The organism is Paraburkholderia acidiphila (assembly GCF_009789655.1).
In the GTDB taxonomy this organism is placed as follows: Bacteria; Pseudomonadota; Gammaproteobacteria; order Burkholderiales; family Burkholderiaceae; genus Paraburkholderia; species Paraburkholderia acidiphila.
In genome coordinates, this window is record NZ_CP046909.1 from 1,338,019 (window position 1) to 1,356,714 (window position 18,696).

The following is an 18,696-nucleotide window of genomic DNA, read 5'->3' on the forward strand; positions in this document are numbered from 1 at the left end:
CGTGAGTTTAACGCGCGCCCACTGCATGTAAAGCCAGCCTTTCGGCTAACGCCATCCGCTCATTCGTCGACGAGCGCCTGCAGGTCCACGGTGCGCGCGTTTGCCGCACTGTGCCGCATGGCGAGCCAGATCATCGTGGAAACGAACACGCCAAATACGACGATGATCCACTGCACCGGCACCTTTGCGGTGAGCAGCAGCGCATACGCGCCGAGCATGAGCAGCACCGCGAGATTCTGGTTGAAATTCTGCACCGCGATCGAGTGGCCCGCCGAAAGCAGCGTCGCGCCGCGATGCTGGAGCAGGGCATTCATCGGCACGATGAAAAAACCGGCAAGCACACCGAGCAGCACCATCAGCGGATACGCGAATAGCAGATAGAAGGGCACGATGAACGTGCCGAAGCGCACGCCCACGCCTTGCGGGAAAAGGCCCTTGCTGTAGAACGCCATGCCGATCGCCACCACGCCGCACAGCACGCCCACGGGCAGCACGCGCAACGAGGCGCGCAGCGACACCCAGGCGGCTGCCGCGCCTGCTCCAAGCGCAATGCCGAGTCCTGTCACGCCCTGCATCACTGCGGCTTTCGAAAGCGAGAGCCCGAGATTCGCGTCGGCCCACTTGAGCACGAGCAGTTGCAGCGTGACCGCCGCGCCCCACATCAGGGTTGTGACCCAGAGTGCGATCTGCGCGAGCTTGTCGGCCCAGAGCACATTGAAACTCTGCGTGAAATCGCCCATGAGCCGCGCGGGCTCCTTGAGCCGGTTTTCATATCGCGCGCCCGTGTCGGGAATGCCGATGTTGATCATCGCGGCGCACACATACGTGATCATCACGGCGAGCATCGCGAGGTCGGCGGCCGAATGGATGAGTGGCATCGGATGGCGCGTGACGAAACGGTCGGCGTAGGTCGAAACGAGCGCGCCGCCCATCATCGTGCCGACGATGGTGGATAGCACCGTGGCCGATTCGAGCCATGCATTGGCGGCGACGAGTTTTTCGGCCGGCAGCAATTCCGTCAGGATTCCATACTTTGCAGGCGAGTACGCGGCCGCGCCGAAGCCCACCACGCCATACGCGATCATCGGATGCACGCCCGCGATCATCAGCAGGCAGCCGCACGCCTTGAGCGCGTTCGAGACGAACATCACGTGGCGCTTTTGCAGGGCGTCGGCGAATGCGCCGACGAAAGGCGCGAGCAGCACGTAAGAGATCGTGAAGAAGATCTGCAGCAGCGGCGTCACCCAGGCGGCCGAAGCAATCACCGTGAGCAGCGCAATCGCCGCGATCAGGAGTGCATTGTCGGCGAGCGACGACACGAACTGCGCGGCGATGATCGTGTAGAAGCCTTTTTTCATCGGATGCGTGCGTGGTCCTCTTGCGGCAGGGCGAACGGCGAAACAAAAAAGCGGCCGAAGCCGCTCACTGCGCATGCGTGGGCCAGGCGTGACCTGGCGCGCGCCCGGCATACGTCGCGGTGGAACATTGCGTGCACCGCGACGCGCATGGATCGCTTAGGCCGCCTTCGTGACGCGCGTGTACTTCGAGAGGATCGGCACCATCTGCGCGTAGATCTTCGGGTTGCCCGCGACGACTTCGCCCACGTGCAGGAAGTCCGAATCGCCCGTGTAGTTGCCGATCAGACCGCCGGCCTCCGTCACGAGCAGGCCACCCGCGGCGACGTCCCACGGATTGAGACCCTGCTCGAAGAAGCCATCCATGCGGCCGGCGGCGACGTTGGCCAGATCGAGCGCGGCGGCGCCCGGGCGGCGCAGGCCCGCGCACGCATTGGTCATGTCGGCGAACAGTTCGCAGTAGCTGTCGAGGCCGTCCTTTTCGCGGAACGGGAAGCCGGTGCCGATCAGGCCGTCGGCGAGACGGTCGCGGCGGCCCACGCGGATGCGACGGTCGTTCAGGAACGCCCCGCGGCCGCGCGAGGCCGTGAAGAGATCGTTGCGGGTCGGGTCATAGACCACGGCCTGCGTGACGATGCCCTTGTGTGCGAGCGCGATCGAGACGCAGTAGTACTGGAAGCCGTGGATGAAGTTGGTGGTGCCGTCGAGCGGATCGATGATCCACTGGTACTCGGACTCATTGTCCGATTCGCCCGATTCCTCGGCCAGGATGGCGTGGTCGGGGTAGGCCGTCTTGAGCGTTTCGATGATGGCGGCTTCGGCCGCCTTGTCGACTTCCGTGACGAAATCGTTGTGCTGCTTCTTCGCGACCTGCACGAGGTCGAGATCGAGCGACGCGCGGTTGATGATCTGTCCGGCGCGGCGCGCGGCCTTGACAGCGATGTTGAGCATGGGATGCATGAGCCAGGATCCTTGTTGTCCGGCGCTCGCGCGAAAGCTTGATGCGCCCGGTGGTGCAAAAGATAAAAGCGTCTAACGATTGGACAGGGCGCGGGCCACGATCGGACCTGCGGAACCTGTCCCGTCAACGGAGACGAATTGGATAAGAGCGGTGCGCGGCGTTGCCAGAAACCTGCCGGCGATTTGCCGGGCATGAGATGGACATGAGGCGGGCAGCAACGCAAGTACACTGCGGCTGCGCGATTCGCCCGACGCGCGCGAAAGCGCCATTTTACCCGAGTATCGGCACTTCTATGGCTTCTCCCGCGCAGGATATCGGGATTTCTCTGGATATGACGATCGGCCGGTCTGCGCGCCAGCGCAGACGCGACGCCGGGCAGCCCGGCGCGCCACGATCCGCGTGAGCGGCCCTCGCCGCGGCCCGAGGCGCGCTAACATAGACATTTCAATCTCCTTTTCGCGGTTAGAGAACCATCTTGGCGCACCCCGATTTACCCGATTCCCCCGCAACGGCGCCCGGTTTCGGCGACGCCCACGAGCCGCTGCGCGGCGGCTTCACGTCCACCCGCTTCGTGCTCGTCGAGCCGAGCCACCCCGGCAATGTCGGCGCGGCGGCGCGCGCGCTGAAGACCATGGGATTCTCGCGCCTCGTGCTGGTCGCGCCGCGGGTGCCGCAGGTCCACTGCGACCCGGAAGCCGTCGCGATGGCGAGCGGGGCCGACGACGTGCTCGCGGCCGCCCACATCGTGCCGACGCTCGCCGACGCGCTGGCGGGCGTGCAATGGTCGCTCGCGCTCACGGCGCGCACGCGCGAGTACGGGCCGCCGCCCGCCGCGCCGCGCCGGGCGGTGCAGGATGCCTGCCGGCAGGTCGCGCACGGCGGCGACATTGCGCTCGTGTTCGGCAATGAGCGCACGGGCCTCTCGAACGACGACGTCGAGCGCTGCAGCGCGCTTGCGCACATTCCGGCCAACCCCGCCTATAGCTCGCTCAATCTTGCCCAGGCGGTTCAGGTGCTCTCCTACGAACTGCGCCTCGCGTACCTCGGCGAGAGCGCGCCTGCCGCGGCGTTGCCGGTGGCTGGCGGTGCGGGCGGGACGTTGCAGGCTTCGGCCGGATCGCCGCTCGCGACGAGCGACGACATCGAACGCATGTATGTGCACCTCGAGAACGCGCTCATCGCGCTCGAGTTTCTCGACCCCGCCAATCCGAAGAAACTGATGTCGCGCCTGCGGCGGCTCTTTGCCCGCTCGGGGCTCGAGCGCGAGGAGGTCAATATCGTGCGCGGCATCGCCAAGCACATTCTCATGCTCAAGGGCAAAGGCGAGAACCGTTGATCCGCCGGACCGGCGCGACGTGCAAGCCGGCGTCCGACCTTGCCGCCGACGGGGGCTTGCGACCTCGAATCGGCTTTGCGCCTACAATCGGCTCAAAACCGGCGAAAAATTCATAAGCAAATGCGCGCGGCTGCAATAGCCGCTGCGCCGCTTGCGCGCACGCTGCGGCGTCGTGCGGCCGCCATTCCCCTGTTTCACATGTTTTTTTGCGTGACTGCCATGTTCAAGAGACTTCGCGAAGACATTGCCACGATCCGCGAGCGCGATCCCGCCGCCCGCAGCGCGTGGGAGGTCCTGACCTGTTATCCGGGTCTGCATGCGCTCGTGCTGCATCGCTTCGCGCATGCGTGCTGGCGCGCCAGGCGCCGTTGGCTCGCGCGCTACGTTTCGCAGATCGCGCGTTTTCTGACGGGCATCGAGATCCATCCGGGCGCGACTGTCGGCCGGCGCGTGTTCATCGATCACGGCATGGGTGTCGTGATCGGCGAGACGGCCGAGGTCGGCGACGACTGCACCATCTATCAGGGCGTGACGCTCGGCGGCACGTCGCTCACACGTGGCGCCAAGCGCCATCCGACGCTCGCTGCGGGCGTGATCGTCGGGGCAGGCGCGAAGGTGCTCGGCGGCTTCACGGTGGGCGCGGGGGCGAAGATCGGCTCGAACGCCGTCGTCGTGAAGCCGGTGCCGGAAGGCGCGACCGCGGTGGGCAACCCCGCGCGCGTCGTCGCGCCCGCGAAGACCGCGCCGGTGCAGGCGAACCCGGCGTCGGCGCGCGAGGGCTTCTGCGCATACGGCATCACGCCCAATGCGGACGACCCGGTTTCGCTCGCGATCCACGGTCTGATCGACCACGCGGCCACGCAGGCGCAGCGCGTCGATGCCATCGTCGTTGCGCTCGAGCGGCTGGGTACGCGTCTCGAGGCGCTGCACGGTGCCGATGCGGCGCTCGCCGAATTGCGGCGTTTGTCAGAGGGGCTGGAATGTAGCGGCGCACAAGCCGCAGCGGCGAGCCGCGAAGAAGAGAAGGCGCCTGCGCGCGTGTGACGCGCGGCGCGAACAGGGCGCTGGAAGCTGCGCGCCTCAGTCGAGCGGCAAGACCCTGAACCCTTCGGCATCCACGCGCAGATAGCCGCCGCGCGGTTTGCCGTGATCGAGATCCCAGTCGGGCAAGACCCAACGCGTGCCGCCGGGCTCCTGGTGGCGCGCAGGCCTGTGCGTGTGACCGTGCACGATGGTGTTCGCACGCGCGCGCTTGAAGAGCGCGGCCACGCCTTTCGACGTGACGTCGTATTTCGGCAGGCGCGGCCCGCTGCGCTTGTTCTCGCTCGCACGTCGCGCGCGCTCGGCGATCGCACGTCGCCATCGAAACGGCCAAGCGAGAAACAGCAATTGCACGAGCCGGTTGCGCGCGAGCTTGCGAAAGAGTTGATAGCCGTGATCGTCGGTGCACATGGCGTCGCCGTGCGCGAGTGCGAGCCGCGTGCCGAACGCGGTGATCGCGATGGGGTCGGGCAGCCAGATCGCGCCCGCGGCTGCCATGAAGCGCTTGCTCATCAGAAAGTCGCGATTGCCGTGCATGATGTAGAGCGCGATGCCGCGCTCGGAGAGCGTATGCATCAGCGCGGCCATGCGCGCGACGAACGGTTCGGTGAGCATGTCGTCACCGATCCAGTATTCGAAGAGGTCGCCGAGTATGAACACCGAGTCGGCCTGATCGGCCGTGACCCGGATGAAGCGCTCGAACGCGGCGACCGTACGCGGAATCCCTTCATTCAGATGCAGATCGGAAATGAACAGGAACGGGCGAGCCGCGTGCGGGCGCTTGCCCTCGCCGGGCACGCCCGCGGCAGCGTGTCGTAAAGCCTTTTCCTGCAGCATCGATGAAAGGGGTGCGTGAGAGTGGGTTGAAGCTTATTCGACGACGACAGCCTTCTCGATCACGACGTCGTCGACCGGCACGTCCTGATGGAAGCCCTTCGAGCCCGTCTTGACCTTCTTGATCTTGTCGACCACTTCGAGGCCATCCACGACCTTGCCGAACACGGCGTAGCCCCAGCCTTGCGGCGTCGGCGACGAGTGGTTCAGGAAGTCGTTGTCGGCCACGTTGATGAAGAACTGCGCGCTTGCCGAGTGCGGGTCGTTGGTGCGAGCCATGGCGATCGAGCCGCGCTCGTTCTTCAGGCCGTTGTTCGCTTCGTTGTCGATCGGCGCTTCAGTCGGCTTTTGCTTCATGGCGGCGTCGAAGCCGCCGCCCTGGATCATGAACCCGTCGATGACGCGGTGAAACACCGTGCCGTCATAGTGGCCGCTCTTCACGTAGTTGAGGAAGTTGGCGACCGTCTTCGGGGCCTTCTCGGCGTTCAGTTCGAGCTTGATGACGCCGTGGTTCGTGTGCAGTTCGACCATGATGGGATCCTTTGCCTGTGGCTGGGGGAATGAACGTCGCTGCATCGGCAAGAGGCGGGGCATGTTGCCCAACGCGTGTGCCGGCGCCGCGACGTGCGACGGGTGAGGGCGGCGTTGCCGCCCGGTTAGACGATGATGACCTGGCCTCGCGCCGGCGTGTTACTTGCCGACGACGGTGGCCGATTCGATCACGATTTCCTTTTGCGGCACGTCGGCCATCGGGCCGCGCGAGGTGGTGGGCGCCGCTTCAATCTTCTTCACGACGTCCATGCCTTGCGTGACCTTGCCGAACACGGCATAGCCGTTGCCGTCCGGGTTCGGATAGTCGAGGCCGGCGTTGTCGACCGTGTTGATGAAGAACTGAGCGGTGGCCGAATTCGGGTCGCTCGTGCGCGCCATCGCGATCGTGCCCGTGAGGTTCTTCAGGCCGTTCTTGCTTTCGAGTGCGACAGGCGCGCGCGTGGGCTTCTCGACGAAGCTTTGCGTGTAGCCGCCGCCCTGGATCATGAAGCCGCGAATCACGCGATGAAAGATCGTGCCGTTGTACTGGCCAGCCTTCACGTACTGCAGGAAATTGTCGACGGTCTTCGGCGCTTTCTCCGGATAGAGCTCGACGCGAATGTCGCCTTCACTGGTCTTGAAGAGCACTTGCGGATGCGCCGCGGCCGGCTGGCCGTTTTGCGCAAAGGCGGGTGCGTTCGCGATCAGGGCGGCGCTGCCGAGCGCCAACATCAACCATTTCATGAATATCCTCGGAAGTGCGGGAAAAACGTGTTGTGGCGCGCAAGGCGCTGCGCGCCACGTGTTAGTTCGACGGCGCCACGAAAGGCGGCATCGCTAGCGACCCCGTCGGGCCGCCGAACTGGTATGCGGGGTTGGTGAACGCGGGCACGACGGCCGTTGCGCTCGCGGCCGACGCGGCTTCTGGCTCCGCCGCCGCGGCCTTCGATTTCTTCGCAGCGGGCGGCGGCGAGATGATCTTCGCGATGTCGGCGAGGCGTTGCGACGTCGCGCCGCTCGTGTGACCGAGCGTTTGCGCGCGGCGGTATGACGCATCGGCCAGACGCAGGTACAGGTCGCCGAGATTCTCCCATGCGAGACTGTACGACGGGTTCGCCTTCACCGCCGTTTCGAGTGCGACGCGCGCCTCCTCGTAGCGGCCATGCTTGGCGTAAAGCGCCGCGAGATTGTTGTAAGGCTCGGGCAGTTCGGGGTAGAGCTGCGTGAGTTCGGTGAACGCCTCGATCGCGTCGTCGTCGCGGTTCAGGCGCGCGAGAATGGTCGCGCGCTTGAACTTCGCCTGCACGTCGCGCGGATTCGTCTTGATGCGTTCGTCGAGCTGGCTGAGCGCGCCAGCCCAGTCTTGCTGGCTGATCGCCGCGTCGGCGCCGGGCGTGGCATCGGACGTCGCGGGGGGCGCGGCATGCGCGATGCTCACGCTGCACAGCACGATCGCGACGCTCGAGAGAGCCGACGCGGCAAGGGTCGCAGCACGGGGCGCGCGGCCGCTGGAAGGTTTCATAGGGTGAGGTCGCGGTGTTATACTCCGAGCCATTCTAACAAAAGGTCTGTGCGTTTTCGTCGCGCGCTTTGTCCCTCGCCTGTTTCGTTTGCATTACGGGCGCTTGCGCGAGTCGCCGGGCTTTCCAACGCCACTCGTGGTCGTCTCCGCTGAACATAGCAACCTGTTTGCAGTCCGGACGCCGACAGACAGCAGCCTGAGCAATGCGGGCCATCACCCGCTGGCTGCGGTCGGCGCCGCCGCGGATTTCTTTCGACCCACGTATCCATCGCCTTTATGGAATCACTGCGCATCTACAACACGCTCGCGCGTGACAAGCAAAATTTCGTGCCACTCGAGCCCGGCGTCGTGCGTATGTACGTCTGCGGGATGACGGTGTACGACTATTGTCACATCGGGCATGCGCGCGTGATGGTGGTGTTCGATATCGTGCAACGCTGGCTGCGCACGCTCGGCTACAACGTGACCTACGTGCGCAACATTACCGATATCGATGACAAGATCATTCGCCGTGCGGTAGAAAACGGCGAGACGATCAAGCAGCTCACCGACCGTTTCATCGCAGCGCTGCACGAAGACGCGGACGCGCTCGGCATCGAGCGTCCCGACCACGAGCCGCGCGCGACGCAGTACATCCCGCAGATGCTCGACATGATCGGCAAGCTCGAGCGCAACGGCTACGCTTACCAGGGTGCGGACGGCGACGTGAACTACGCGGTGCGCAAGTTCGCGAACTATGGCGCGCTTTCGGGCAAGTCGATCGAAGACCTGCGCGCGGGCGAACGTGTGGCGACGAACGATGCCAAGCAGGATCCGCTTGACTTCGTGCTGTGGAAACAGGCAAAACCGCAAGAGCCGGCCGACACGAGCTGGGACTCGAAGTACGGGCGCGGACGTCCGGGCTGGCATATCGAATGCTCGGCCATGGGCTGCACGCTGCTCGGCGAGCACTTCGACATTCATGGCGGTGGCCAGGACCTGCAGTTTCCGCACCACGAGAACGAGATCGCACAGAGCGAAGGCGCGACCGGCAAGACGTTCGTCAATACGTGGATGCATAACGGCTTCGTGAATATCGACAACGAGAAGATGTCGAAGTCGCTCGGCAACTTCTTCACGATCCGCGAAGTGCTGGCGAAGTACGATGCAGAAGTGGTGCGCTTCTTCATGGCGCGCGCGCATTACCGCTCGCCGCTGAATTACAGCGACGTGCATCTCGACGACGCGCGCAACGCGCTCACGCGTCTTTACACGGCGTTGAAGGACGTGACGCCCGACGCGGGCGAGCTCGACTGGAATGAGCCGTATGCACAGCGTTTTCATGCGGCAATGAATGACGACTTCAACACGCCGGTGGCGATCGCCGTGCTGTTCGAACTCGCGAGCGAGGTGAACCGTACGCGCGACGCCGTGCTCGCGCGTCAGTTGCAGCGCCTCGCACGCGTGATCGGGCTGCTCGTGCGCGAGCCGCGCGTGTACCTGCAACAGGCCGGGGGCGCACAAGAGGCGGGTGCGCTCGACGTGGCAGCGATCGAAGCGAAGATCGCGGCGCGCACGGCTGCCAAGCAGGCGAAGCAGTATGCGGAGGCGGACCGGATTCGGGCCGAACTGCTCGAAGCCGGTGTCGCGCTCGAAGACAAACCGGGCGGGTTGACCGAGTGGCGCCGCGTGTAAGCGGGCTGTCCAGTTTCCACTGATCGATTCGCGAGGCAGGAGGCAGGATGGCAACGGCCACGAAGACGCAGACCAGGCGGTCTGCGTCGCTAACGGGCGGAACTGCGGGCGCACCCGCAGGTGCAAAGCGCGCGCTCAATGGCGCGGGCGGCAAGGCAGCTGCAAAGCCGGCTACGAAAACAGCGCGTGGGAAGGCGAATGGCGCGTCGGCGTCGCACGAGGCGCTCGACGGCGCGGCGATCGAGGCCGCGCTCTCCAATGGTCCGGCGGCGCTCGAAGCCGTGGAGCCAGCCGCGAATGCGCTCGGCGATCTCGAATTCGAGGTGCAGCGTCCCGACTATTGGGACAAGGCCTGTGCCGACCTCGTCAAGCGCGACCGTATTCTCAAGAAGCTGATTCCGAAGTTCGGCCCAGTGCATTTGCTGAGCAGCGACGAGCCGTTCGTTACGCTCGCGCGCTCGGTGGTCGGCCAGCAGATCTCGACGGCCGCTGCGCAAGCGCTCTGGCAGCGTGTGGAAGCCGCGTGCCCGAAGCTCGTGCCGCAACAGTTCCTGAAACTCGGTCACGAAAAGCTCGCCGCGTGCGGGCTCTCGAAACGCAAGACGGAATACATCCTCGATCTCGCGCAACATTTCGTTTCGGGCGCGCTGCACGTCGGCAAGTGGAAGTCGATGGACGACGAGGACGTGATCGCGGAGCTGACGGCGATTCGCGGCATTGGCCGCTGGACCGCCGAGATGTTCCTGATCTTCAATCTCGCGCGTCCGAACGTGCTGCCGCTCGACGATCTCGGTCTGATCCGCGCGATCAGCGTCAACTATTTCAGTGGCGAGCCGGTCACGCGCAGCGAAGCGCGCGAAGTCGCGGCCAACTGGGAGCCGTGGCGTACTGTCGCGACCTGGTACATGTGGCGCAGCCTCGAGCCGTCGTGAGGCCTGAGTCGGCAGTCAATGATTAAGAAAAATGCTATCGATCCAAGAAATCAATAGTTCTGAACCAATTTCGGCGCGGGCCGACGCGGTTAGAATACGCGCTGCCGCAAAGTGAAGGATTCCCACACATGAAGACCACGTTTCTGGATTTCGAACAGCCGATCGCTGAACTGGAAGCGAAGATCGAAGAACTGCGCTTCGTTCAGGACGATTCGGCCGTCGATATTTCGGAAGAAATTGAGCGGCTGTCGAAAAAGAGCCAGCAGCTCACGAAGGACCTCTATGCGAACCTGAGCCCGTGGCAGGTTTCGCAGATCGCGCGTCACCCGCAGCGTCCGTACACGCTCGATTACGTGCACGAGCTGTTCACCGATTTTCACGAACTCCATGGCGACCGCTCGTTCGCGGACGACCTTTCCGTCGTCGGCGGCCTTGCGCGCTTCAATGGCCAGGCCTGCATGGTGATCGGTCATCAGAAGGGCCGTGACACGAAGGAGCGCGCCGCGCGCAACTTCGGCATGCCGCGCCCTGAAGGCTATCGCAAGGCCGAGCGCCTCATGCGCCTCGCCGAGAAGTTCGGTCTGCCCATCTTCACGTTCGTCGACACGCCGGGCGCGTACCCGGGCATCGGCGCGGAAGAGCGTGGCCAGTCGGAAGCGATCGGCCGCAATCTCTACGTGATGGCCGAACTCAAGACGCCGATCATCACGACGATCATCGGCGAAGGCGGTTCGGGCGGCGCGCTCGCCGTCGCTGTGGCCGACACGGTCATGATGCTGCAATTCTCGACCTACTCGGTGATCTCGCCGGAAGGCTGCGCGTCGATTCTCTGGAAGAGCGCGGCGAAGGCGCCGGAAGCCGCGGAAGCGCTCGGCCTCACGGCGCACCGCCTGAAGGCGCTGGGCCTCATCGACAAGATCGTGAACGAGCCGCTCGGTGGCGCGCATCGCGACCCGAAGGGCATGGCCGCGCTGCTGCGCCGCGCGCTGGCCGACTCGCTGCGACAGTTCCAGGGCATGAGCATCGCCGACCTGAAAGAGCGCCGTTTCGAGCGCCTGATGGCCTACGGCAAGTACAAGGAAACGACGCCGGGCGCGTAAGGCGCGCGACGCCAACGCTCCTCGACGTCTGCGGTCGTGCTGTGACCGACCATCCCGAATCCGACGCCGGGCGCATCGTTCTCGATGCGCTCGGCGTTGTGCTTTCCGCGCTCCCCAGCGACGCACGCATTGCGATCGCGTATAGCGGCGGGCTCGACTCGTCCGTGCTGCTCGATGCCGCGGTGCGCGCAGCCGGGCCGGCGCGTCTCGTCGCCCTGCATGTCCATCACGGGCTGAGCCCGAACGCCGACGCGTGGCTCGCCCATTGTGAGGCGACCGCACGTGCTTGCGGCGTGGCGTTCGACGCGAGGCGCGTGGAGTTGGCGCGCGACGACGCAGCCGGCGTCGAGGCGGCCGCCCGTGACGCCCGCTATGGCGCGCTCGACGCGATGTGCACGGCGCACGGCGTGCAGACGCTCTGGCTCGCGCAGCATGCCGACGATCAAGCGGAAACGGTGCTGCTGCAATTGCTGCGCGGCGCGGGCCTCGCGGGGCTCGCGGCGATGGCGCCTGCACGTGCGAGCGTGAATGGCGTGGTGCGCATGCGGCCATTGCTCGCTTTGTTGCGCGCGCAACTGGAGCGCTATGCGCACGCACATGGCCTGCAGTGGATCGAAGACGAGTCGAACGACGATACGCGCTACGCACGCAACGCTTTGCGTCACGACGTGCTGCCAGCGCTCTCTGCCCATTTCCCCGGCTATCGCGACGCGCTCGCGCGCACGGCGGCGCATGCGGCTGCTTCGCAGCGTTTGCTCGACGATCTTGCGCGGATCGATTTACGCGACGTTGGGCTCGATGACTTAAGCGCGCTTTCACACACCGCGCTGCTCGCGCTCGACGACCCGCGCGCGCTCAATGTGCTGCGCTACTGGATGCGCTCGCTTGGCCTGCCGGCGGCATCGGCGGCGCGACTTGCGGATATGTTGCGCCAGTTGCGCGAGGTGGCGCGCGACGACCCGAACGCACACGCATTGCGCGTCGATCACGCCGGATACCGCTTGCGCGTGTATCGCGGGATCGTCTCGTGGCAAGCCGCAGCTGCACGCGAAGAACGCGCAGGCGAGGGCACCGCGCATTCGCGCGCGCCTGTGTCTTTGAACTGGCGCGGCGAGGAAATCTGGCGCCTGCCATCGTGGCGCGGGACCTACGTTTTCGCGCCTGCCGCGCCCGACGATGCCGACGCCGTTCCCGAATACGTGCTCACGCGCGCGCCGCTCGTGGCGCGCGCGCGCAGCGGCGGGGAGCGTTTGCGCGACGAGGCAGCGAACATGAGCCGCACGCTGAAGAACCTGTTCCAGACGCGCGGCGTGCCCGCATGGGAGCGCGACGTGCCGCTGCTCTTCGTGGGCGACACGCTTCTGTTCGTGCCCCGAATTGGCGTCAACCGGTCGGCGTTCGGTGCGTCGCAAAGCGAACCGGGCGCGGCCTGGCGACGCATCGAATGGCGCGAGGATTTACTGATTGCTTGAAGTCGCGCGCGCAGTTGGCCCTGAACCGACCTGCGCAATGTTGATCGCTCCCCCGCAAATCCTTGCCGCGCAAGCCTTTTTCGCCCCTCGCAAGCCTGTTTCGTCTTGTAATTTGGGCGTCAATCGGGTAGTGTAAGTCGTTTGTCCAGCCCGCTTTTTCGCGTTCACGGACGCCGTCAAAAGCGGCGTGTGCCATGAAGGCGCGATTTTTCCTTCGAGCGGTATCCGACGGTTGCAGGGACGTCGTAGCGGCATGCGGGCAGGGCGCAAGTGCAAGGCACAGAAGGCACTAGAAGTCACGAGCGCGCATCGTTACGTATCGACACGATATGGGCACGATGCACCGGCCTTCGCGCCCCTGAGGGCAAAACCCGCGCGTGCTGCACGCGCTGAAGCCGCCGCCATGGCCATATGCGTCCGGGCGGCCCAGTCCTTCGGTGCGCCAGCGCGGTAACATCTCCAGTTCAGAACGACAATGGCACTCATCGTACACAAATACGGCGGCACCTCGATGGGCTCGGTCGAGCGCATCAAGAACGTCGCCAAGCGCGTCGCCAAATGGCACAAGGCTGGCCACAAGATGGTCGTCGTGCCTTCGGCGATGTCCGGCGAAACCAATCGTCTGCTCGGTCTCGCGAAAGAAATTTCGCCGCAGCCCAGCCCGCGCGAGCTCGACATGATTGCGTCGACCGGTGAGCAGGTGAGCGTCGGTCTCCTCTCGATCGCGCTGCAGGAAGCAGGCGTCGACGCCATCAGCTACACCGGCTGGCAAGTGCCGGTCAAAACCGACAGCTCGTTCACCAAGGCGCGCATCAACGACATCGACGGCGAGCGCGTGCTGGCCGACCTCGACGACGGCAAGGTGGTCGTGATCACGGGCTTCCAGGGCATCGACCCGGAAGGCCATATCACCACGCTCGGCCGCGGCGGCTCGGACACTTCGGCGGTCGCAGTCGCAGCCGCGCTGAAGGCCGACGAATGCCTGATCTATACGGACGTCGACGGCGTCTACACGACCGACCCACGTGTGGTCGACGACGCACGCCGTCTCGATCGCATTACGTTCGAAGAGATGCTGGAAATGGCCAGCCTCGGCTCGAAAGTGCTGCAGATCCGCTCGGTGGAATTCGCGGGCAAGTATCAGGTGAAGACGCGTGTGCTCTCCAGCCTGACCGACCCGATGATGAACCTCGACGAGGAAATGTCCTCGGGCACCCTGATTACTTTTGAAGAAGACGAGACCATGGAAAAAGCAGTCATCTCGGGTATCGCGTTCCAGCGCGACGAGGCCCGCATCGCCGTGATGGGCGTGCCCGACAAGCCGGGCATCGCATATCAGATCCTCGGCCCGGTGGCGGACTCGAATATCGACGTCGACATGATCATCCAGAACCAGAGCGTGGCCGGCAAGACCGACTTCACGTTCACGGTGCCCCGCGGCGACTATCAGCGCGCGATGGATGTCCTGAACAACCAGGTGAAGGGTCACGTCAACGCCGAGCAGGTGCTGGGCGATCCGAAAGTGTCGAAGGTCTCGGTGGTCGGCGTGGGCATGCGCTCGCACGTGGGCGTGGCGAGCAAGATGTTCCGCACGCTCTCGGAAGAGGGCATCAACATCCAGATGATCTCGACTTCGGAAATCAAGATCTCGGTGCTGATCGACGAGAAGTACATGGAGTTGGCAGTCCGCGCGCTGCACAAGGCGTTCGACCTCGAGCACGCGTAAAGCACGTTGTGGTTGCGCAGCAATTGCGTTGCTTTTGGGTTGTATGACGCGGATGTGACGCAGTTTTTCCGCTTGATTCTGATTCGAGATGCCGCGTTCGACGTTCGTTGTGCGCTTGCAGAAAAAACTTTGCAAAAAAGCGTCGTATGAATTGACCGGAAGGCGCTAACCCGCTATTATCTTGGCTTCGTTGCGCTGCCTCCCTGGCGCGAACGAAGTTTTCGGGAGACGTGGCCGAGAGGTCGAAGGCACTCCCCTGCTAAGGGAGCATCTGGGCCAAAACCTGGATCGAGGGTTCGAATCCCTCCGTCTCCGCCAGTAATGGCGGCGGAACCCCGCAAGTCTCGGCTTGCGGGGTTTTTGTTTTTTTGGCTTTCGTCACGCGTCGGGCCGGTGTGCGAACGGCGTGTTTATTGCCTCTTTCCGCTTGCCCGGACATGCTCCATGTTTGCTGTGCGACTTTCCGGTTTCTTTGATTAGGACTGCGTTAGATCTGCGTACGCCGCGAAAATCTCCGAACATCGTGCCGAAAGTATTTCGTAACCCGAATTAAGTGAAATTTGTCGCGCGAATGCTGCACCCAAGCCACCAGGTTCTGCTGACGCCCGCACGCTTTGGCGCCAGCGGTGATATCCTCCGCTGCGCCGTCGTTCGCCGCGTCGCTCATCCTCAAGGCAAGAGCGGGTCGCGAGGGCACGCGCCTGATTCGCGCATTGCGCCGCGCGCCGCAAGCCTTCGCGTGGGTGTAACGAGACGTAACGACATCGAACGCAGGGCAGGTTTGTGCATCAGTTATTACAAGTTTGAAATACGCCGGCCAGGACCGTGCGTTATATTGGTTTCAACAAAACATCAAACCCGAAAGGTGAGTCCATGAAGTTCCCACGTGTTGTTGCAATGCTGCTCGGGGGCGTGGCTATCGGCGCATCGAGCGCTGCTATGGCTGGCGTGAGCGTTGGTGTCAACATCGGTATTCCGGCCCCGGTTTATGTCGCTCCGCAGCCGGTGTACGCACCGCCGCCTCCGCCGCCGGTCGTTTATCAGCCGGCTCCGGTCTACGCGGCGCCGCCGGCCATCGTGATTGGCTGGCATGGCGATCGTTACTGGGACGGCCGCCGCTACTGGGCGCGTGACGACTGGTATCGTCACCACGGCGGCTACGGCGGTCCGGGCCGTGGTCACTATGACCGCGACCACGGTGGTCCTCCGGGACACTGGCACTAAGCCGCGAGGCTTGTTGCCGGCGCGATGCGCGTGACACAGGTTACGCGCCGCGCCAAAAGAAAAGCCGCCCATCGGGCGGCTTTTGCTTGTCTGCCGTTGCGCGCGCAACGAGGCGCGCATAACGCGAAGACGCGACGGCAGGCTTATTCCTTATTCGAGACCGGCCATGCCGCCAACCACGGCGTTGAAGCCCGAGTCGACGTGCATGATCTCGGCGGTCACGCCGGCTGCCAGATCGGAGAGCAGGAACGCGGCGGAATTGCCGACCTGTTCGATGGTCACGTTACGTTGCAGCGGGGCGTTTTGCTCGACGAAGTCGAGAATCTTGCCAAAGCCCTTGATGCCGCTTGCCGCAAGCGTCTTGATCGGGCCAGCCGAGATGCCGTTCACGCGCACGCCTTGAGCGCCGAGTGCCACTGCGAGATAACGCACGCTTGCTTCGAGTGCGGCCTTCGCGACGCCCATGGTGTTGTAGTTCGGGATAGCGCGTTCAGCGCCGAGATAGGTCAGCGTCAGCAGCGAAGCGTTCTGGGCGAGCATCGGCTTGGCGGCCTTGGCGAGCGCCGGGAAGCTGTATGCCGAAATATCGTGCGCGATGCGGAAGTTCTCGCGCGTCATGCCATCGAGAAAGTCACCCGCAATTGCCTCGCGCGGCGCGAAGCCGATCGAGTGGACGAGGCCGTCGAGCGTGTCCCAGTGCTGCTTGAGGTCGGTAAAGAGCGCTTCGATTTGCGCGTCGTCGGCCACATCGCAGGGGAACACGAGGTCGCTGTCGAATTCCCGCGCAAACTCGGTGATACGGTCCTTGAAGCGGTCGCCGACGTACGTGAACGCCAGTTCCGCGCCTTCGCGCTTGCATGCCTGCGCGATGCCGTACGCGATCGAACGGTTCGACAGCAGGCCGGTCAACAGAATACGTTTGCCAGCGAGGAAGCCCATGAATTCTCCTAAATCAGGTCATTGCGCTCGGCGCCTGTAGGGGCGGCGCCGCGCGGTTTGGGTAGAATTCTCTCACAACTGACAAGGCAGCCCGGACAATTACCGATCTATGACGACAGGAACGCGAGGCAGGGCGGCGCACGGCGCGCTTGGGGCAACCGTTCCTGCGGCATGGCTCGCGCCTGGGAAAAGGCTGGCGGCCGCGTGTCTGGCGCTCGTATTCGGGCTGCTGGCCATGCCGTGCGCGCATGCGGTCTACGCCATCGCGCAGTATGGCGAGCCCAAATATCCGCAAGGATTCGCGCACTTCGACTACGTGAATCCGGATGCGCCCAAGGGCGGCACGCTCGTTCTCGCCAATCCCGACCGCCTCACGAGCTTCGACAAGTTCAATCCGTTCACGTTGCGCGGCAATCCGGCGCCGGGCCTCGGCATGTTGTTCGAGAGCCTCACGACGGGAAGCTCAGACGAAGTGGCGTCTGCCTACGGTCTGCTCGCCGACGATATCCGCATCGCGCCCGACGCGCTTTCGGTGACATTTCACATCAATCCGAAGGCGCGCTTTTCGAACGGCGACCCGGTGACGGCTGAAGACGTGAAGTTTTCGCTCGATACGCTGAAGAGCCGCCAGGCCGCGCCCTCGATGCAGGCGTATTTCAACGAGATCACGCGCGCGGTGGTGGTCGACCCCGCGACGATCCGCTTCGAGTTCCGCAGCAACAACCGCGAATTGCCGCTCATTGCGGGCGGGATGCCCGTGTTCTCGCGCAAGTGGGGTTTGCGCCCGGACGGCAGCCGCATTGCTTTCGATCAGCTCGCGTTCGAACAGCCGATCGGCAGCGGCCCGTATGTGATCGACCGCTACTCGAACGGCCGCACGATCACCTACAAACTCGACCCCAACTACTGGGGCCGGGATCTGCCGGTGCGCGTGGGCACCAACAACTTCGAGCACATCACCTACAAGCTCTATTCCGATGACGTGGCGCGCCTCGAGGCCTTCAAGGCGGGCGAGTACGACGCGCTCGTCGAATACGTCGCGCGCAACTGGGTGCGGCGCGATGTCGGCAAGCGCTTCGACAGCGGCGAACTCATCAAGCGCGAGTTCCCTCAGCACAATGGCACCGGCATGCAGGGCTTCGTCATGAATCTGCGCAAGCCCGTGTTCCAGGACGTACGCGTGCGCCGCGCGCTCGACCTCGCGCTCGACTTCCAGTGGCTCAACCGCATGCTGTTCTATAGCCAGTACCGTCGCATCGACAGCTGGTTCGCGAACACGCAGCTGCAGGCCAAGGGCCTGCCGTCGCCAGGCGAGCTTGCCTTGCTCGAGCCGTGGCGCAAGTCGCTCGATCCCGCCGTGTTTGGGTCGCCGCCCTTGCAGCCCGATACGACGCCGCCTGGGTCGCTGCGCGCGAATCTGCTCGAGGCGCGCGCGCTGCTGGCCGACGCAGGCTGGACCTACCGCGACGGCGCGCTGCGCAACGCGAAGGGCGAGCCCTTCACGTTCGAAGTGCTCGACGACACGAGCGCTTCGGCGCAATGGGCGCCGATCATGGCGCAGTACACGCAGGCGCTCAGGCGGCTTGGCATCCAGGTGAACTATCGCTCGGTCGATTTCGCGCTCTACCAGAAGCGGCTCGATGCGTTCGACTTCGACATGACGACCATCAAGTTCCCCGACGTCCAGGTGCCCGGCGCGGAACAGATAGACCGCTTCGGCAGCAGGGCCGCCGACGAGCCGGGCTCGGGCAATCTACTGGGCCTGAAGTCGCCCGCTGTCGATGCGATTCTCAAGGCGCTCACGCAGGCGCAGACGCTCGAGCAACTGCTCGACGCCACGCATGCGCTCGACCGGGTGCTGATGCACGGCTACTATGTGGTGCCGCAGTGGTACAGCGCGACGCACCGCGTGGCGTTCAAGAACACGCTCGCGTATCCGGCGAAATTGCCGCTGTACTATGGCGCGAACGACTGGATCATCTCGACGTGGTGGCTGAAGTCACAACCCCGGCCACAGGGCGGCCCGCAAGCCGGTGGTCAATAACGACG

At 64.4% G+C, this 18,696-nt stretch carries 16 protein-coding genes and 1 tRNA gene; 10 read left to right on the forward strand and 7 right to left on the reverse strand.

The features are described from left to right. Window positions 1–59: 59 nt before the first annotated feature. Complete coding sequence (lplT, locus tag FAZ97_RS05970; RefSeq protein WP_158757621.1) at window positions 60–1,358, reverse strand: lysophospholipid transporter LplT; 1,299 nt, start codon at window positions 1,356–1,358, stop codon at window positions 60–62. A 156-nt stretch (window positions 1,359–1,514) separates the two neighbouring features. Continuing rightward, window positions 1,515–2,315 carry an inositol monophosphatase family protein gene (locus tag FAZ97_RS05975; protein ID WP_158757622.1) on the reverse strand — a complete coding sequence of 267 codons (801 nt, stop codon included), beginning with the start codon at window positions 2,313–2,315 and terminating at the stop codon, window positions 1,515–1,517. A 542-nt stretch (window positions 2,316–2,857) separates the two neighbouring features. Here FAZ97_RS05975 and FAZ97_RS05980 point away from each other — a divergent pair. Then, window positions 2,858–3,652, forward strand: coding sequence for an RNA methyltransferase (locus FAZ97_RS05980; protein ID WP_199272090.1), 795 nt, complete (start codon window positions 2,858–2,860; stop codon window positions 3,650–3,652). Window positions 3,653–3,871: 219 nt separating this feature from the next. Further along, the gene (gene cysE, locus FAZ97_RS05985; protein WP_233271642.1) at window positions 3,872–4,696 is read left to right on the forward strand and encodes a serine O-acetyltransferase; all 825 of its coding nucleotides are present in this window, start codon (window positions 3,872–3,874) and stop codon (window positions 4,694–4,696) included. Window positions 4,697–4,732: 36 nt separating this feature from the next. Here the strand turns inward: cysE and FAZ97_RS05990 are convergent, their stop codons facing one another. From FAZ97_RS05990 to FAZ97_RS06005, 4 genes are all read right to left on the reverse strand, one after another. Beyond that, entirely contained in the window at window positions 4,733–5,530 is a 798-nt protein-coding gene (locus FAZ97_RS05990) for a UDP-2,3-diacylglucosamine diphosphatase (RefSeq protein WP_158757623.1), read from the reverse strand. 33 nt (window positions 5,531–5,563) lie between these two features. Then, entirely contained in the window at window positions 5,564–6,058 is a 495-nt protein-coding gene (locus FAZ97_RS05995; RefSeq protein WP_158757624.1) for a peptidylprolyl isomerase, read from the reverse strand. Between the two features lie 159 nt (window positions 6,059–6,217). After that, window positions 6,218–6,802: a peptidylprolyl isomerase gene (locus FAZ97_RS06000; RefSeq protein ID WP_158757625.1), complete on the reverse strand. Its 585-nt coding sequence runs from the start codon at window positions 6,800–6,802 to the stop codon at window positions 6,218–6,220. Between the two features lie 61 nt (window positions 6,803–6,863). Further along, the gene (locus tag FAZ97_RS06005) at window positions 6,864–7,580 is read right to left on the reverse strand and encodes a tetratricopeptide repeat protein (RefSeq protein ID WP_158757626.1); all 717 of its coding nucleotides are present in this window, start codon (window positions 7,578–7,580) and stop codon (window positions 6,864–6,866) included. A gap of 276 nt (window positions 7,581–7,856) precedes the next feature. On the opposite strand from FAZ97_RS06005, the gene cysS reads away from it, so the two are divergent. From cysS to FAZ97_RS06040, 7 genes are all read left to right on the forward strand, one after another. Further along, window positions 7,857–9,254 (forward strand): cysteine--tRNA ligase, encoded by a 1,398-nt coding sequence (cysS, locus tag FAZ97_RS06010; RefSeq protein ID WP_158757627.1) that lies wholly within the window; start codon window positions 7,857–7,859, stop codon window positions 9,252–9,254. A 47-nt stretch (window positions 9,255–9,301) separates the two neighbouring features. Continuing rightward, a complete protein-coding gene (locus FAZ97_RS06015; protein ID WP_158757628.1) occupies window positions 9,302–10,186 on the forward strand; it encodes a DNA-3-methyladenine glycosylase family protein in 885 nt (294 codons plus the stop codon). 128 nt (window positions 10,187–10,314) lie between these two features. Then, window positions 10,315–11,286: an acetyl-CoA carboxylase carboxyltransferase subunit alpha gene (locus FAZ97_RS06020; protein WP_158757629.1), complete on the forward strand. Its 972-nt coding sequence runs from the start codon at window positions 10,315–10,317 to the stop codon at window positions 11,284–11,286. A 41-nt stretch (window positions 11,287–11,327) separates the two neighbouring features. Continuing rightward, entirely contained in the window at window positions 11,328–12,758 is a 1,431-nt protein-coding gene (gene tilS / locus FAZ97_RS06025; RefSeq protein WP_158757630.1) for a tRNA lysidine(34) synthetase TilS, read from the forward strand. 475 nt (window positions 12,759–13,233) lie between these two features. After that, on the forward strand, window positions 13,234–14,484 hold the full coding sequence (locus FAZ97_RS06030) for an aspartate kinase (protein WP_158757631.1): 1,251 nt from the start codon (window positions 13,234–13,236) through the stop codon (window positions 14,482–14,484). 224 nt (window positions 14,485–14,708) lie between these two features. Further along, window positions 14,709–14,802: transfer RNA gene (locus tag FAZ97_RS06035), tRNA-Ser, on the forward strand. 555 nt (window positions 14,803–15,357) lie between these two features. Continuing rightward, on the forward strand, window positions 15,358–15,708 hold the full coding sequence (locus tag FAZ97_RS06040) for a hypothetical protein (protein WP_158757632.1): 351 nt from the start codon (window positions 15,358–15,360) through the stop codon (window positions 15,706–15,708). Window positions 15,709–15,858: 150 nt separating this feature from the next. Here FAZ97_RS06040 and fabI read toward each other — a convergent pair whose 3' ends face one another. Next, entirely contained in the window at window positions 15,859–16,647 is a 789-nt protein-coding gene (fabI, locus tag FAZ97_RS06045; RefSeq protein ID WP_158757633.1) for an enoyl-ACP reductase FabI, read from the reverse strand. A 109-nt stretch (window positions 16,648–16,756) separates the two neighbouring features. Here fabI and FAZ97_RS06050 point away from each other — a divergent pair, with 109 nt between their 5' ends. After that, window positions 16,757–18,691 carry an extracellular solute-binding protein gene (locus FAZ97_RS06050; protein ID WP_158757634.1) on the forward strand — a complete coding sequence of 645 codons (1,935 nt, stop codon included), beginning with the start codon at window positions 16,757–16,759 and terminating at the stop codon, window positions 18,689–18,691. Window positions 18,692–18,696 lie beyond the last annotated feature (5 nt).

Bases quoted from the DNA above. Each gene is read 5' to 3' on its own strand.
- lplT (WP_158757621.1), bottom strand. From the start codon at position 1,358: ATGAAAAAAGGCTTCTACACGATCATCGCCGCGCAGTTCGTGTCGTCG.
- FAZ97_RS05975 (WP_158757622.1), bottom strand. From the start codon at position 2,315: ATGCATCCCATGCTCAACATCGCTGTCAAGGCCGCGCGCCGCGCCGGA.
- cysE (WP_233271642.1), top strand. From the start codon at position 3,872: ATGTTCAAGAGACTTCGCGAAGACATTGCCACGATCCGCGAGCGCGAT.
- FAZ97_RS05990 (WP_158757623.1), bottom strand. From the start codon at position 5,530: ATGCTGCAGGAAAAGGCTTTACGACACGCTGCCGCGGGCGTGCCCGGC.
- FAZ97_RS05995 (WP_158757624.1), bottom strand. From the start codon at position 6,058: ATGGTCGAACTGCACACGAACCACGGCGTCATCAAGCTCGAACTGAAC.
- FAZ97_RS06000 (WP_158757625.1), bottom strand. From the start codon at position 6,802: ATGAAATGGTTGATGTTGGCGCTCGGCAGCGCCGCCCTGATCGCGAAC.
- FAZ97_RS06005 (WP_158757626.1), bottom strand. From the start codon at position 7,580: ATGAAACCTTCCAGCGGCCGCGCGCCCCGTGCTGCGACCCTTGCCGCG.
- cysS (WP_158757627.1), top strand. From the start codon at position 7,857: ATGGAATCACTGCGCATCTACAACACGCTCGCGCGTGACAAGCAAAAT.
- FAZ97_RS06015 (WP_158757628.1), top strand. From the start codon at position 9,302: ATGGCAACGGCCACGAAGACGCAGACCAGGCGGTCTGCGTCGCTAACG.
- FAZ97_RS06020 (WP_158757629.1), top strand. From the start codon at position 10,315: ATGAAGACCACGTTTCTGGATTTCGAACAGCCGATCGCTGAACTGGAA.
- FAZ97_RS06030 (WP_158757631.1), top strand. From the start codon at position 13,234: ATGGCACTCATCGTACACAAATACGGCGGCACCTCGATGGGCTCGGTC.
- FAZ97_RS06040 (WP_158757632.1), top strand. From the start codon at position 15,358: ATGAAGTTCCCACGTGTTGTTGCAATGCTGCTCGGGGGCGTGGCTATC.
- fabI (WP_158757633.1), bottom strand. From the start codon at position 16,647: ATGGGCTTCCTCGCTGGCAAACGTATTCTGTTGACCGGCCTGCTGTCG.
- FAZ97_RS06050 (WP_158757634.1), top strand. From the start codon at position 16,757: ATGACGACAGGAACGCGAGGCAGGGCGGCGCACGGCGCGCTTGGGGCA.